Origin of the sequence: Noviherbaspirillum denitrificans (assembly GCF_002211445.1) — a bacterium.
In the GTDB taxonomy this organism is placed as follows: domain Bacteria; phylum Pseudomonadota; class Gammaproteobacteria; order Burkholderiales; family Burkholderiaceae_D; genus Noviherbaspirillum; species Noviherbaspirillum denitrificans.
Genome location: NZ_LSTO01000001.1, coordinates 446,269 through 460,399 on the forward strand (window position 1 = coordinate 446,269; position 14,131 = coordinate 460,399).

General features: G+C 63.1%; 16 protein-coding genes and 1 tRNA gene. 9 read left to right on the forward strand and 8 right to left on the reverse strand.

Features of this window, described 5'->3' with window-relative positions:
* A partial coding sequence (locus AYR66_RS29245; protein WP_206047024.1) for a DUF2863 family protein occupies positions 1-905 on the reverse strand: 905 nt, incomplete at its 3' end.
* A gap of 444 nt (positions 906-1,349) precedes the next feature.
* On the opposite strand from AYR66_RS29245, the gene AYR66_RS02235 reads away from it, so the two are divergent.
* Positions 1,350-2,027, forward strand: coding sequence for a peroxiredoxin (locus AYR66_RS02235; RefSeq protein WP_088706165.1), 678 nt, complete (start codon positions 1,350-1,352; stop codon positions 2,025-2,027).
* Between the two features lie 16 nt (positions 2,028-2,043).
* Here AYR66_RS02235 and AYR66_RS02240 read toward each other — a convergent pair whose 3' ends face one another.
* Positions 2,044-2,289, reverse strand: coding sequence for a hypothetical protein (locus AYR66_RS02240; protein ID WP_088706166.1), 246 nt, complete (start codon positions 2,287-2,289; stop codon positions 2,044-2,046).
* Between the two features lie 235 nt (positions 2,290-2,524).
* Between AYR66_RS02240 and AYR66_RS02245 the strand changes: the two genes are divergently transcribed.
* The 3 genes from AYR66_RS02245 to AYR66_RS02255 all read left to right on the forward strand — a co-directional run bounded on the left by AYR66_RS02245 (position 2,525) and on the right by AYR66_RS02255 (position 5,946).
* The gene (locus AYR66_RS02245) at positions 2,525-4,876 is read left to right on the forward strand and encodes a penicillin-binding protein 1A (RefSeq protein ID WP_420093123.1); all 2,352 of its coding nucleotides are present in this window, start codon (positions 2,525-2,527) and stop codon (positions 4,874-4,876) included.
* A 124-nt stretch (positions 4,877-5,000) separates the two neighbouring features.
* Positions 5,001-5,816 (forward strand): class I SAM-dependent methyltransferase, encoded by an 816-nt coding sequence (locus AYR66_RS02250; protein ID WP_088706168.1) that lies wholly within the window; start codon positions 5,001-5,003, stop codon positions 5,814-5,816.
* A gap of 53 nt (positions 5,817-5,869) precedes the next feature.
* Positions 5,870-5,946, forward strand: a tRNA-Arg gene (locus AYR66_RS02255).
* Between the two features lie 50 nt (positions 5,947-5,996).
* Here AYR66_RS02255 and AYR66_RS02260 read toward each other — a convergent pair.
* The 3 genes from AYR66_RS02260 to AYR66_RS02270 all read right to left on the reverse strand — a co-directional run bounded on the left by AYR66_RS02260 (position 5,997) and on the right by AYR66_RS02270 (position 8,399).
* The gene (locus AYR66_RS02260) at positions 5,997-7,232 is read right to left on the reverse strand and encodes a cytochrome-c peroxidase (protein ID WP_088706169.1); all 1,236 of its coding nucleotides are present in this window, start codon (positions 7,230-7,232) and stop codon (positions 5,997-5,999) included.
* A 22-nt stretch (positions 7,233-7,254) separates the two neighbouring features.
* Complete coding sequence (locus AYR66_RS02265) at positions 7,255-7,683, reverse strand: FixH family protein (protein ID WP_088709555.1); 429 nt, start codon at positions 7,681-7,683, stop codon at positions 7,255-7,257.
* Between the two features lie 80 nt (positions 7,684-7,763).
* Positions 7,764-8,399: a LysE family translocator gene (locus tag AYR66_RS02270; protein WP_234814680.1), complete on the reverse strand. Its 636-nt coding sequence runs from the start codon at positions 8,397-8,399 to the stop codon at positions 7,764-7,766.
* 74 nt (positions 8,400-8,473) lie between these two features.
* Between AYR66_RS02270 and AYR66_RS02275 the strand changes: the two genes are divergently transcribed.
* Complete coding sequence (locus tag AYR66_RS02275) at positions 8,474-8,917, forward strand: Lrp/AsnC family transcriptional regulator (RefSeq protein ID WP_088706170.1); 444 nt, start codon at positions 8,474-8,476, stop codon at positions 8,915-8,917.
* 92 nt (positions 8,918-9,009) lie between these two features.
* The gene (locus tag AYR66_RS02280) at positions 9,010-9,225 is read left to right on the forward strand and encodes a hypothetical protein (protein WP_088706171.1); all 216 of its coding nucleotides are present in this window, start codon (positions 9,010-9,012) and stop codon (positions 9,223-9,225) included.
* Positions 9,226-9,296: 71 nt separating this feature from the next.
* Here the strand turns inward: AYR66_RS02280 and AYR66_RS02285 are convergent, their stop codons facing one another.
* Positions 9,297-10,181, reverse strand: a complete 885-nt coding sequence (locus AYR66_RS02285; RefSeq protein ID WP_337366667.1) for a PhzF family phenazine biosynthesis protein — start codon at positions 10,179-10,181, stop codon at positions 9,297-9,299.
* Positions 10,182-10,296: 115 nt separating this feature from the next.
* Between AYR66_RS02285 and AYR66_RS02290 the strand changes: the two genes are divergently transcribed.
* Positions 10,297-10,689: a PA2779 family protein gene (locus AYR66_RS02290; protein WP_088706173.1), complete on the forward strand. Its 393-nt coding sequence runs from the start codon at positions 10,297-10,299 to the stop codon at positions 10,687-10,689.
* Between the two features lie 13 nt (positions 10,690-10,702).
* Positions 10,703-11,656, forward strand: coding sequence for a PA2778 family cysteine peptidase (locus tag AYR66_RS02295; protein ID WP_206047025.1), 954 nt, complete (start codon positions 10,703-10,705; stop codon positions 11,654-11,656).
* An 8-nt stretch (positions 11,657-11,664) separates the two neighbouring features.
* On the opposite strand, the gene AYR66_RS02300 is transcribed toward AYR66_RS02295, so the two are convergent.
* Both AYR66_RS02300 and AYR66_RS02305 read right to left on the reverse strand, forming a co-directional pair.
* Entirely contained in the window at positions 11,665-13,551 is a 1,887-nt protein-coding gene (locus AYR66_RS02300) for a putative bifunctional diguanylate cyclase/phosphodiesterase (protein ID WP_088706174.1), read from the reverse strand.
* A gap of 127 nt (positions 13,552-13,678) precedes the next feature.
* Positions 13,679-13,933, reverse strand: a complete 255-nt coding sequence (locus tag AYR66_RS02305; RefSeq protein ID WP_141104000.1) for a hypothetical protein — start codon at positions 13,931-13,933, stop codon at positions 13,679-13,681.
* Between AYR66_RS02305 and AYR66_RS29250 the strand changes: the two genes are divergently transcribed.
* Positions 13,932-14,131, forward strand: a 200-nt coding sequence (locus AYR66_RS29250; protein ID WP_206047026.1) for a hypothetical protein, incomplete at its 3' end; no start/stop codon positions are given. The genes AYR66_RS02305 and AYR66_RS29250 overlap by 2 nt on opposite strands.

Sequence of the window (14,131 nt, forward strand, 5' to 3'; positions counted from 1 at the left end):
TCAGACAGTACGCGCAGCATCTCCAGTTCCGATACCGCCGCTTCCTTCCCGCCATGGAACAGGTCCTGGTACAGGAAATCGATCTGCACTTCGCGTCCATCGGTCATCAGGCAACGCTGCAGCAGCGGCGTGACCTGCTTCGACCATGCGCGGAAACGTTCGGCGCGCGCCTCGAAATAACGGTCGGCGGCCGCTTCCTTTGCGGGCACCTGGTAGAACGGGTCGTCCATCCGCTTGAGCGCGAAGCCGAGCAGGAAGCGCAGTTCCATCGCGCTGTCCTGCGGGCCGAACTGCGACGCCGGCCAGCCGCGAATGCTGCCCGCGATGGCGTCGGCTGAAGTGGCCTTCTTGCGCGTCATCGCTTCATGGGCTTCGAGCACCATCGTGTTGAGCTGGCAATGGCCGATGTGTTCGATTTCGTCGAGATGGTAGGCATGGCTGACCAGCACCACGTTCGCCTTGCGGCTTTCGAGTCCGCCTTCCTGGATGCTGTCGCGCAGCAGGGTGAAGGCGTCCTCGTCCATGAAATCCTGGTCCTCGCGCAGGCCGCCGGTGCTGTGCACGAAGAACGGCACCACGAAGGCATTGATTTCCGTCTCCGGCCCGTCTTCGCGACGGAACAGGATGGTGCCGGACAACTCTTCCACTTCGCTGCGCAGCACGCGGTAGGCGTCTCCGTCTTCTTCCCAAGTGCGCTCCAGCGCCTCGTCCAGTGCCTGTTCACGCTTTTGCTGCAGGCACTTGCGGATCGTCTTGCGCAGCTCGGACTGCGCCTTCTTCAAGGCATCGGGCAGTTCGGCGTAGACATCGGCTTCGCGCAGGTCGAGCGCCAGCGCGACCATGCGGTCGGAGAGGAGGTCGTCGCGCTCTTCGGGGGCGATGGCGGCAGGTTTGGTCTTTTTCATGCTTGCGTCTGTGAAGTCGGGGGAAGGGCGGAGCAGGGCATATTGACGAATGTCAAACCGTGCGGAAGGTGCGCTCCTATGCTGAATGCGCGGCCCTAGAGGGTGTTATGACCTTGGGAAGGGGGTGCGTTCGGTCGAGAAGGGACGCAGTGCTAGGCGCGGCGCGCCGCTCAGACTGGGCGTCTGGGCAAGCGCGGCAACACCGCAATGCGTCCCTTCTCGACCGAACCCGCAGGGCAGCCCCGAGAACCGGCCGCCTGCCGTGTTGCAGCTCCTTGCCGTGGAACCACCACGTCGCGTCGCTGCGCCTTGCATTCGGCCGGTTCTCGGGGCTGCGCACCCCCTTCCCAAGGTCATAACACCCTCTAAAGGCCGCATTGTGACATGCGGCAAGTGCTTTGCAAATGTCGCACCAACCATTCAACGATTATCGAAGGAGCGACCATGTCCTTGCGCATCAATGATATCGCGCCCGACTTCAATGCCACCACGACCCAGGGACCCATCAGGTTTCACGACTGGATCGGCAGCGGCTGGGCCATCCTGTTTTCGCATCCGAAAGACTTTACTCCGGTATGCACCACGGAGCTGGGCTACATGGCCCTCATCGAGCCGGAATTCACCAAACGCAACTGCAAGCTGATCGGCCTGAGCGTCGATCCCGTCGACAGCCACCAGAAATGGCTCAAGGATATCGAAGAGACGCAGGGCGCGCTGCCGAAGTATCCGATCATCGCTGACAGCGACCTGGCTGTCTCGAAGGCGTACAACATGCTGCCTGCTGAAGAGCCGGGTACGTCCGAAGGCCGCACCGCGGCCACCAACGCGACGGTGCGCTCGGTCTTCATGATCGGCCCCGACAAGCGCATCAAGCTGATGCTGACCTATCCGATGAGCACCGGCCGCAATTTCGACGAAATCCTGCGCGTGCTGGATTCGATCCAATTGACGGCCGAGAGCAAGGTGGCGACGCCAGTCAACTGGAAGCCGGGCGAGGACGTGATCATTCCGCCGTCGGTCAGCGACGAGGAAGCGAAATCGCTGTTCCCGGAAGGGTGGAACACGATCAAGCCCTATCTGCGCACGGTGAAGCAGCCCCAGAGGGCGGGTGGCCAGACCTGAACAGGCGCGGCAAGCGTCATCCGGGCGTGAATGCGTAGTGGATGAGGAAGACGCGTTTGCCGTAAATGACGGCCGTGGTGCGCTCGGTGCCTTCGGCCGAGCGCACGATGCTCACCTCCAGGGAATCCGGCATGCCTGGGGGAAGGGCAACACATCCGTTCGCATAGCTGCGGCGCGGCACGACGGATGGCATCACCCATTCCCGCACAGGGCTGACGTCCGTGACGGCGGGCGAAAAGCGCGGCGCGGACGGAAAAAGCATGGACATCTCGGACCTCGATGCAATTCTGGCATTCCGCTTTGGCAATGGCAGCGCGGCTTCGTTCCTGCATTCCACTGGACAATGTTCGCAAGGCGGTAAAATACTTCCTCTGTAGCAAGCGCGGCCCCCGCAGGTGGCCGCCGGAACTCTGGAAGCCGCCTTGGAAGCACATAATACGCCGCGCGAACGCGTCGCACGGCTCTACTCCCGCATCGCCGGATATTTCAAATCTGTCATCGATCCTACCCTCGCCTGGCCCGCACGGCTCAAGGCCGCGTGCAAGGCCGCTTTGGCGAGTGGTGTGGTCGGCGCGCTCCTGCTGTTCGTCTACACCCTGATCCTGATTCCGTTCACGCCGAGCATTTCCGACCTGCGCAAGGCCAAGGCAGAAACACCGAGCGTGCTCCTGTCCGCCGACGGCAAGGAACTCGCGGTGTTCAAGCGCATGAACCGCGAGTGGGTGCCGCTGGAGCGGATTTCCCCGCATGTCGTCAATGCGCTGATCGCAACGGAGGACCACCGCTTCTACCAGCACTTCGGCATCGATTTCCGGCGTACTGCAGCGGGCATCGTACGCACCCTGCAGGGCGAACCGGAAGGCGGCTCCACGATCACCCAGCAGCTCGCGCGCAACCTCTATCCGGAAGAGATCGGCCGCAAGCGTTCGATCAACCGCAAGCTGAAGGAACTCGTCACCGCGCTCAAGATCGAGGCCACCTACTCGAAGAAGGAAATCCTGCTCACCTACCTGAACACGGTACCCTTTCTCTACAACGCCTTCGGCATCGAGATGGCGGCGCGCACCTACTTCGACAAATCGGCCGCCGAGCTCAACGTGCTGGAAAGCGCAACCCTGGTCGGCATGCTCAAGGGCACCAGCTACTACAACCCGGTGCTGCGCCCCGAGCGCGCGCAGGAGCGGCGCAACGTGGTGCTGGCGCAGATGGCAAAGCGGAATGTTCTCCCGAAGGCCGACCTCGAACGCCTCAAGGCCCGACCCATCCGCCTCGAATTCGAACGCCAGCCGGAACCGGTCGGCATGGCGCCGCACCTCGCGATGCAGGTGCGCAAGTGGCTGATCGACTGGGCTGACCGCAACGACTACAACCTGTACTCCGACGGCCTGGTGGTGGTCTCCACCATCGACTCGCGCATGCAGGCGTACGCCGAGCAGGCGGTCGAGCGCCAGATGCGCCGGCTGCAGGGCGTGGCTGACGGCGAATGGGGCACCGGGCCGATGCGCAACATGAACGCGGTGAGTCCCGCCACGCGCCCCTTCGGCTATCTGTGGCGCACGCGTAGCGACCTGCTCGATGCCTTCGTGCGCGAATCGGCGCCGTACCGCAAGGCGGTCGACAGCGGAACGGAGCCGGCTGCCGCACTGAAGCAGCTCAAGTCCAACGCGGCCTTCGTGGTGCCGCTGCTGGCCGACAAGACCCGTCTGGAAAGCGGCTTCGTCGCCATCGATCCCGTCAACGGCCATGTGAAGGCCTGGGTCGGCAGCCGCGATTTCAGCGTTGACCAGTACGACCATGTCGCCACCGCACGCCGCCAGCCGGGTTCCACGTTCAAGCCCTTCGTCTACGGCGCGGCACTGGAGAAGGGCATGCCACCCGACAAGCGCTTCATGGACAGCGAAGTCGAGATCAAGATGCCCGACGGCACGGTGTGGAAGCCGACCGACATGTCCGGCCCCTCGGGACGCGAGATGACGCTACGCGAAGGCCTCGCGCAATCAAAGAACACCATCACCGCGCAAGTGATGCAGGAAGTCGGTCCGAAGCGCGTCGCCGAGTTCGCGCGCAGGATGGGCGTGACGCAGAGCCCGCTGGAACAGGTCCCAGCACTCGCGCTCGGCACCAGCCCGGTCACGCTGCTGGAGATGGTGTCCGCCTACGGCACCTTTGCCACCGGCGGCGAAGCGCGCAAACCCATCATGGTCAGCCGCATCCTCGACAAGGACGGCAAGGAACTGGACAGCTTCACCAGCAGCGGCAAGCGCGTGCTCGACGAGGAAACCGCGTACGAACTCACCGGCATGCTGCGCGCGGTGATCGACCAGGGCACCGGGCGCGCGATCAAGTGGCAGGTCGGCAGCCGCGTCGATGTCGCCGGCAAGACCGGCACGACGCAGAACAATACCGACGGCTGGTTCATCCTCATGCATCCACGCCTTGTGACCGGCGCGTGGGTCGGCTTCAATGACGCGCGCGTGACGATGCGCAGCAGCTATTGGGGGCAGGGCGCGCACACCGCCTTGCCGGTGGTCGGCGACTTCGCGCGGCGCACGCTGCAGGCGAAGCTGGTGGATGCCAACGCGCACTTCCCCAAACCGCCGGAATCCTTCTTTGCGTCACTGGTGCAGAAGGTGACCGATTTCTTTAGCTGGAAACAGGAAGAGCCGCCCGCGCCGCGCCGTCCGGTTACGCCGCCGCGCGCACCGGCGCCGGAACCCGTGCCCGACATGCGTGACGAGGAGATGGAGCGCATCGTCGAGCAGGCGGTGGAAGCGGCGCAGCTTCCACCAAACGATGCGCCTCCACCGGCCATCGAAACTGTTGCCCCAATGAATACCGTCGAGCACTGACCCGGCTTGCCGACCACCGATTCACTGCCTATCTTGGAAACGGTGCTGCGCGCCTGCGCAGCCATTTCCCGCGAAGAAATGCATGCCTTGTTTCGCGGCAACGCTCTTTCCAGGAGGAAGCGACATGAGCGAATCCACCATCCAGCAACATAACCAGAAACCCGCCGCAGTTTGGAATAGCGGTGGCGCAAACTATGAACGGATCAGCCAGACGATCGCCGATGCTATCGAGCATTGCGTCACCCGCCTGAATCCGCAGCCGCAGGAACGCGTTCTTGACATCGCCACCGGCACCGGCTGGGCAGCACGCCGCATCGCCGCGCGCGGCGCGCAAGTCACCGGCATCGACCTTGGTGCCGACCTGATTGCGGCGGCCAAGGCACGCGCCGCTGACGAGCAGCTGAAGATCGACTTCGCGGTCGGCGACGCCGAATCGCTGGGTTTCGAGAACAAGACCTTTGACGCCGCGATTTCCACCTTCGGGATCATGTTCGTCAGCAAGCCCGAAGCCGCCGCCAGCGAACTCTCGCGCATCTGCAAGCCGGGCGGCCGCATTGCCCTTGCCACATGGCCGGCGGACGGCACGATCGCCGGCCTGTTCAAGGTCATGAAGCCCTACATGGCCGCGCCTGCCACCCCTGCGCCGCCGTCGCCATTTGAATGGGGCAGCCGCGAACGCGTGCAGCAACTGCTCGGCGCGAGCTTCGACCTGAAATTCGAAACCGGGACCACGGTGCTGCGCGAGCCGAGCGGCGAGGCGGTCTGGAACCTGTTCGTGACCGGCTATGGCCCGACGCGTGCGCTTGCCTCGACGCTCGATGCCGATCGCCTGCAGAGCCTGAAACAGGATTTCATCGCCTACCACGAGCAGTTCAGGTCGGACCTGGGCATTGCGATGTCGCGCGAATACCTGGTGACGGTTGGCGTGCGGAAGGGATGATTTCACGAAGAAGATGACACGCGGGCAGCGAGGTGTTAGAATTGCGACCCTTCGCGGCCGTAGCTCAGCTGGATAGAGTACTTGGCTACGAACCAAGGGGTCGTGGGTTCGATTCCTGCCGGCCGCGCCAGACATGAAGGGCCACGTCTTCTGACGTGGCCCTTTTTCATTGCGGCGGCATTACTTCCTCCGCTCGACAACCGCACCCGTCAAGGTCCCGAGAAACGCCACGAGGTCACGCACTTCGCCATCCGTCATGGCAACCGGCTTCAGTTCGCTGTGCCCGGCTGCCGGCGCTGGCGCATTCCGGTAGTGTTCGACAACTTCCAGCAGCGTCGCCTTCTGCCCCGCATGCATGTAGGGCGCGCGCTGCGCCACATTGCGCAGGCTGGGCGTCTTGAACGCTGCCTCCATCGCGTGGTCGTCCTGCGCGATGAAGCGCAGTTCGCCGCAGTCGTCCTGCTTCGCGTCGCTGAAGCGGCCGAGGCAGTTGAATTCGTCCGCGATGACTTTCGTGATCGCCTGCCTGCGCCCGAGGTCGGGCTTCGCCGGATTACGCTGCGGCACGCCGGTATTGTGGAAGTGCTGGTCGCTCAGCAGGGGCCCGTTGTGGCAGGTCACGCACTGCCCCTTGCCGATGAAGATGCGCAGTCCGTTTTTTTCCTGCGCGTTGAGCGTGCCGTAGGCGGCGGCATCACGCCTGGTCACGGCCTCAAGATAGCGGTCCAGCCGCGACTCGCTGTGCTGCAGTGTCTTTTCGTACGCGGCAATCGCCTTGCCCATGTTCGCAAACACCCGGGACACCGCTTCGCGTGACCGCTCATCCATTGCCTTCCACGCCGCACGCTGCCTGTCGTCCCCGAGCGGCCCGGCATCGCGGGGCAGGCTCGCCAGGTTTGGCAGCGGGCCGAATACGGCTTCGTAATCCCTGCGGTAATTGGCTTGTACTGCATGCGCATAGGCGAGGCGGTTGCCTCCATGCTCGGCAGCATCCTCCAGCGGGCCGAGCGCCTGCGACCATGCGCTGTCCTTGCGCCCATCCCAGAACAGGAAGGGACTGTGTCCAAGCCCGGCTACCGGCATCGTCCGGCGCGCGCCGGTGCCGACGCCGCGGCCCACGGGACGGCCATCCTGGAATTGCTGCTCGGGATCGTGGCAGCTCGCGCAGGAGACTTCCCCATTGCTGCTGAACCGCTTGTCGAAGAAGAAGCGCTTGCCCAGCGCCTCTGCGGCGGGCACGCCTTCATAGCGGTTGGACGGATCGGGCGGCGCGGGTTCGAGCTGGCTCAGGCGCAGCGACGACAGGATAGCGGTTTCCTGGCTGCTCCAGCCATCCACGCCGCCCCAGCCGATTGCCGCCAACGGCACGAGCGCGGCAATGAGGGCAACGAGTGCATTGTTGAAAATCGGATTCATGGCGGTTCTCCTCATGGCGCCGTTAGGGCTGCGGGATAATCGTATTGAACGTGACCTTGTCCGCGCCGGCGGATGCGTCGATATCCAGCTTCAAGTCCCACCATCCCGCCATGCTGAACTTCATGCCCTCGATCAGGTAACGGCCGTTGCCGAGTTCCTTCGTCACGCGCGGCTGCGTCGGGTAGCCGTGCATGTGCTGCGGCATTCCTCCGCCGATGGCAATGCGCGCGCCAGGCACCGGTTCGCCGGACGGCAGCTTCACTGTCGCTTCCCAGGTGTGCATCTTGTTGATGACGATGGGATCGGCGAGCGACTGGACCTTTACGACATAGCGCCCGTTTTCCGAGGGGTGTTCCAGCGAAAGATCGAGGTTGGTGGGCGGCGACATGCATGCGGTCAGCGACGCGGCGGCGAGCAGCGGGAGGGAAGCGGAAAACAGTCGACGAATCATGGTGGTGTCCTTCAGGGAGATTGAACAGGACACCACTCTCAACCCTCCAGTGATGGGAAGGTCAAGCGGAATTTGAATGCTTAAATAAGCGTCAGCAACTGGTAGCCGGCAAACGCCGCCAGCAGCAATGCAGAGGCACGCCGGATCCACCGCAGGTGCGCCGTCTGCAAGCGTTCCCGCAGGCGGCCGACCATGCCCACCAGCACAAACCACCACACGGCCGAGCCGACAAACACGCCCGCGATCATCCACGCCGGCGAAGCCGTCGCCATGCCACCCGCGAGCGACGAAAACACGGCGACGAAGGACAGGATGGTTGCCGGGTTGGACATGGTGAGCAAAAAGGTGCCGCCGAACGCATGCCAACCCCGGATCCCGCCCTTCGCCGCCGCTGCCTGCTTCGGATCCGAGCCGTGCCACGCACTCCAAGCCAGCCACAGCAGGAACAGCGCGCCGCCCAGTGCAAGCGCTGAGCGCGCGCCGGTCAGGAGCGTGATTACCGCCGTCACGCCGAACGCGCCGATGGCACCGTACATCGCATCGGCCACTGCCGCGCCCAGTCCTGTCGCCAGGCCGACGCGCGGCCCATGGTCCAGCGTGCGCTGGATGCACAGCAGGCCGATCGGCCCGACAGGCGCTGCGATCGACAGGCCGATCAGCGCCGACTTGAGGAAGAGGGGAATGACTGAAGTATCCATGCCGGAAAGTTTATCCATGCGCAGACTGCCGAGGAATGTGCTTTTTCAGGCAAAATCACCGCGTCACCTGAAAAAACAAAGGAATTCCGACGATGAGCATCGTGGACGAGAAATCCTGGCGCATCCTCGCCGCCCTGCAGAAAGACGCCCGCGCGTCCCTCAAGGCGCTCGCCGAAACCGCCGGCCTGTCGGTGCCGGCCACCGCGGAGCGCATCAGGAAGATGGAAGAGGCCGGCATCATTCGCGGCTACCATGCGGAGGTCGCGCCGGAAGCGCTGGGCTACATCATCACGGCCGTGGTCGCCATCACCACGCAGCATCCCTACAAGCAGAAATTCATCGAGGTGCTGCGGGCCAAGCCGCAGGTGCTGGAGTGCCTGCATGTGACCGGCGCGGACTCCTGCCTGTTCACCGTGGTCGCGAAGAATATGCAGGACCTCGAGCAATTCCTCTCCAGCATCAACAAATACGGGGAGACGCGGACCTCGATCGTGATGTCGTCGCAAATTCCGCGGCGCGGCGTACAACAGTTCTAGCCGATCCGAGCCGTGACTCTAATTAATCCGTTCTCATCGCCGTCGCCCTTCGATTATTCTTGTGGGACATCAACCCCCTACAGGAGCAACGGATGTCGTCCCTTTCCATCAACTCGAACCTCGGTGACCTGCTCGACAACGACGCCAGCAAGACCATCCTCGAAAAATACCTTCCCGGCATTTCCACCCATCCGCAAATCGCAATGGGCCGCGGTTTTCCGCTGAAGGTGGTGGCCAATTTCTCCGGCGGGCTGATTACAAACGAGGCGCTGGAAAAGGTTGATGCCGATTTGAAGACGCTGGGCTGAGCGGAATACGTATGTAGAACGGGGCCGGGATCAATCCCGGCCCCGTTTGCTTTTGCGAGCCCTGTCTGTGCCTACCAGCGCAATTCCCCGCCACCCAATTCAACCACCCGCCCGCCGACCGAAATGCGGCCATCCCGCACTCGCAACGTCAGCAGGTTGGGGCGCTTGATCACGGTCCCCTGGCTGATCCGCGCCTCGAGCGGCGTATCGCCCTGAGTCGCAAGCCACCAGCCGCCGAGATTGGCGCAAGCCGAGCCAGTGCCCGGATCCTCGCTGATACTCCCCGGCGCGAGCACCCAGAAGAAGCGCGACTCGAAGCCCTCCGGCGTACGAGCAAATACGTAAGCCTTCCCTTGTCCCGCCTTGTTGACGCTGAATTTCGCGACCAGCGCCGGATCGGGCCGGCACGCGTGCACGTACTCGACACCCGTCAGCGGAATCATTGGCTGCTCGGTGCCGCAGTCGACCCATAACGCCGGCCCGGCAATAGCCTCTATGGGCAACCCCAGCATCGTCGCCAATTCGGACGGCGTCGCTTCCATCGGCCGCGATGTCGGTGCGTTGGCATCAAGCGTCCAGCAGCCGCCCTCCGATCGCACCGGGATCAGCCCGGCCTTCATTTCCAGCTCGAACGCGTCGCCCGCATTGAACAGCGCTCGCACGACCTGCGCCGACCCCAGCGTAGGATGGCCGGCGAAGGGCATTTCATACGTCGGCGTAAAGATGCGCACGCGGGCGGCGGCGCGTTCGGATGGCAGCAGGAAAGTCGTCTCCGACAGGTTGAACTGTCGTGCGACCAATTGCATCTCATCGTCTGCGAGGGCGCTGCCGTCCTCGATGACGGCCAGGGGATTGCCGCCGAAGGTCGACTCGGCAAAGATATTGAGCAGGCGATAGCGGATAGTCGGCATGGGTGCGGGAATGAATTGGAAAAATGCATTAAACCACGATGCCAATCTCGTTACATTTGTTACTGTTGTGTAAGCCCTTGTCTTGCGGACAGAAAATATAATTTTGATACTTTCCTGGCGTTTTCCGCTCTAACAATTCCTCCACAACAAAGGAGTAGCCATGCTTGAAAAACTCAAACGCTTTTTCCTCTGCTTCCTGATTACCTCGTTCACCGCTGCAGGCTTCACCCAATCGGTTCAGGCTGCAATGATCGGTACCGACCAGGTGGCCGCTGCCGCCAATGCCCAGCAAAACAGGGAAAAAGTCGCGGCAGCCCTGAGCCGTCCCGACGTTGCCGCCGAGCTCGAAAAAATGGGCGTGGCGAAAGACGAGGCGCAAGCCCGTGTCGCTGCCCTGAGCGATGAGGAAGTGGCGTCGCTCGCAGGCCGCGTCGACAGCCTGCCTGCAGGCGGCGACATCGTCGGCGCCATCGTGTTCGTGTTCGTGCTGCTGCTGGTAACCGACATTCTCGGCTTGACCAAGGTCTATCCGTTCACCCGCTCGGTTCGTTAAAACGCAGCATCCAATGCGAAGCGGCATCGCCAGCTACCGGCATCGATGGATGCCGGTAGCGTTCGTCTTACTGGCCCTATTGCTGGGCGGATGCGCCACGCCCGGACGCGAGCTGCTGCAATCATCCACCCGGCTGCCGCCGCGCGCCGAATTATCGGCGACGCCGTTCTATCCCCAGGAGCGTTACCAGTGCGGCCCCGCCGCGCTAGCTATGTCGCTTGCCACGGCTGGCATCGAGGCCACGCCCGACGCCTTGAAGCCGCAAGTCTATGTGCCGCAGCGCGAGGGCAGCCTGCAACCCGAGATGCTGGCGGCCGGGCGCCGCAATGGCGCAGTCACCATGACCATCCCGCCTACCCTGGACGCCCTGTTGACCGAGCTGTCCGCCGGCAATCCGGTGCTGGTACTGCAAAACCTGAGCCTCCCATGGATGCCGCTCTGGCATTACGCCGTAGCGATCGGCTACGACCTCGACCTCGACGAAATCATCCTCCGCTCCGGTGTCACCGAGCGCTTGACGATGCCCTTGTCCACCTTCGACAGGACATGGGCGCGCAGCAACCGCTGGGGCATGGTGACGCTAGCGCCCGGCAAGCTGCCCGTAACAGCCGGGGAACATGCGGCAGTTGATGCGCTGGTCGCCTTCGAGAAGGGCGGCGAGGCCGGCCGTGCGCGCAAGGCCTACGCCTCCGCATTGCAACGCTGGCCGCACAACCTCACGCTGCGCATGGGACTGGGCAACACCGCCTATGCCGCCGGCGACCGCAAGGCGGCGGCCGAGGCGTTCAGGCAGGCCGCACAGGAGCACCCGGACAATGCGCCGGCCTTCATCAATCTCGCGACGGTGTTGCACGAGCTTGGGGACGTGAAGCAGGCGCGCGAGGCGGCGAAACAGGCCGTTGCGCTCGGCGGTCCGTGGCGCGATGCCGCCGCCGCAACATTGCAGGCAATCGAGCAGCGGAAGTAGGGCGTCTGCTACCGGCCGGAGACTGCCGGCGAATGCAATGAAAGCAGCTGCTCGAATTCTTCCGGCGGCACTGGCTGCGAAAACAGGTAACCCTGTCCGAAGTCGCAGCCCGCATGCTGCAGCCAGTCGCGCTGTTCCGGTGTTTCAACGCCTTCGGCAATTACTTTCAGCCCGAGCTTGTGCGCCATCACGATGATGGTCTCCGCAATCGTCCTGCGGGTGCTGTTGGGTGCGGTGCCGCGCACGAAGGACTGGTCGATTTTCAGGTAGTCGACGTCGAACCGCTTCAGGTAGGCCATCGACGAGTAACCGGTTCCGAAATCGTCGATAGCGACCTGGATGCCGGCATCCCGCATGTCGAGCAATTGTTCGGCCGTCGACGAAGAGGTGTTGAACAGCACGCCTTCGGTGATTTCCACCGACATGCTGTTCCATGCCAGGCCCAGCTCGCTCAGATACCGACCCCAGTGCAGCGCGCGTTTGCGCTGCATGAACTGCACCGGCGACGCATTGACGCTGACCTGGAACAGCGTTCCCGTCAGCTCGGTCCATCGCTTCGACCATGCCGACGCCTGCATGAATACCCAGTTGCCGAATTCATGGATCAGGCCGCTTTCTTCCGCGAGCGCGATGAATTCCGACGGCAGCAGCATGCCCTTTTGCGGATGCATCCAGCGCAGCAGCGCTTCGCCCTTCGCCACGCGTCCGCTGGCCAGTTCCACGACCGGCTGGAAATACAGCTGCAATTCCTTGCGCGGCAATGCATTGCGCAATTCGCCCATCATCGTGATGCGATGCCACGCCTGCTCCTGCATCGAGCGTGTAAAGAAATGGAACTGGTTGCGGCCAGCATTCTTGGAGACGTACATGGCCTGGTCGGCATTCCGCACGAGGCGTTCCGGGTCGATGCCGTCGTCGGGATACAGCGTGATCCCGATGCTGCCTGATACGTGCGCGCGCTGCTGGCTGAGCTCGAACGGCCGGGCGAGCGCGTCCAGGATTTTCTGTGCAATGTCTTCGACGTGCGCGCGGCTTTCGAGGTCGATCAGGATGACTGTGAACTCGTCCCCGCCCAGGCGCGCGACGGTGTCCGCTGCGCGTACGCAGGAGAGAATGCGGTTGGCGCACTCGCGCAGCAGCTTGTCCCCGGCATCGTGGCCGAGGAGGTCGTTGACCTCCTTGAAGCGGTCGAGGTCGATGAACAGCAGGGCGACGGTCTTGCCGTTGCGCCTGGCGCTCTGCACTTCCTTTTCGAGACGGTCGCGGAACAGGTTTCGGTTGGGCAGGCTGGTCAGCGAATCGAAGTTGGCGCGGCGCAGCGTTTCCTGCTCGGCTGAAATGTCGAGCGTCGTGCCCACCATGCGTGTTGCCCAGCCTTTCTCGTCGCGCTGGACGACTGCGCCGCGCGACAGCAGCCATTTCCAGCTGCCGTCCTTGCAGCGTACCCTGTATTCGGTGGAAACAAACGGAATACGGCCCTTCATGCAGGCCATGGTGTTTGCCCGGACACGCTCCTGGTCATCCGGGTGGGTGATCGCCAGCCAGTTGTCCAGCCGGTTTCCGATCTCGCTCTCGTCGTAGCCGAGCATCGCCCTGCCACGAGTGGAAAAATCGAACCTGTTGCCCAGGATGTCCCACTCCCAGACGCCATCTCCGGCAGCCTCAAGCGCCAGGTGCAGATGTTCCTCGCCGGCATGTGGCACAGAGCTGTGATTCTTGCCGGCTTCATCGGGAAATACGTCGAATATGGAGCGTCCGGCAATGTCGTCGCGCGAGAGCGACCGTGCGGCGAGGAATGCATCGGTTGCATCCACCACCGTCAAATCTTCCGACAAAATCAGTTGCGGCTTCGAATGTGCATCGGATACCGCCGACTCGTCGTTGGCTGGAGTCATGCGCCGCCCCCTTCAAGGTGGCCGGACAGCCATCATTTGGTGTGGAGGAATAGGTATAGCGCCGTCTGCGAACTGAGTCCTTGTTCCAGCCCAAGCTTCCTCCGCACAGCCTGGAAAAATGCGGAATTCAGCCGAGCGATTTCAGCGAAATGCCATGTTCGGGCGTTCCTTCCAGGTAGTCATGGCCGGCATTGGTCAGCCGCCAGAAACCGCCTTCCGCTTCCACGACCCAGGATTTGTCTGAGAGAAGGTGCAGGTGGTGGCGGATGACGGCCTGGTCCGTGTTGAGGCGCTGGGCAAGCCCGTTGACGTTCATCAGAGGCTCCGGGGCTTCGAGCAGCTTCCCGAGAATCGCTTCCATCAGCATTTGATCGCGTTTCATGACTGTGACAATGGCAAAAAGTGGAATCTTAGCGGAATTGGCGGAATACATGCCTTGCGGCGTTATCATGATGTTTCCGAACACCATCATGCCGGCGGGGAGGAACGACGATGTTCAAACGCATCATGACCGCCGGCAGCGCCGCATTGCTGCTCCTCGCGCTGCCCGCTATCGCCGCATCTCCCGAGAGCCTGTCCG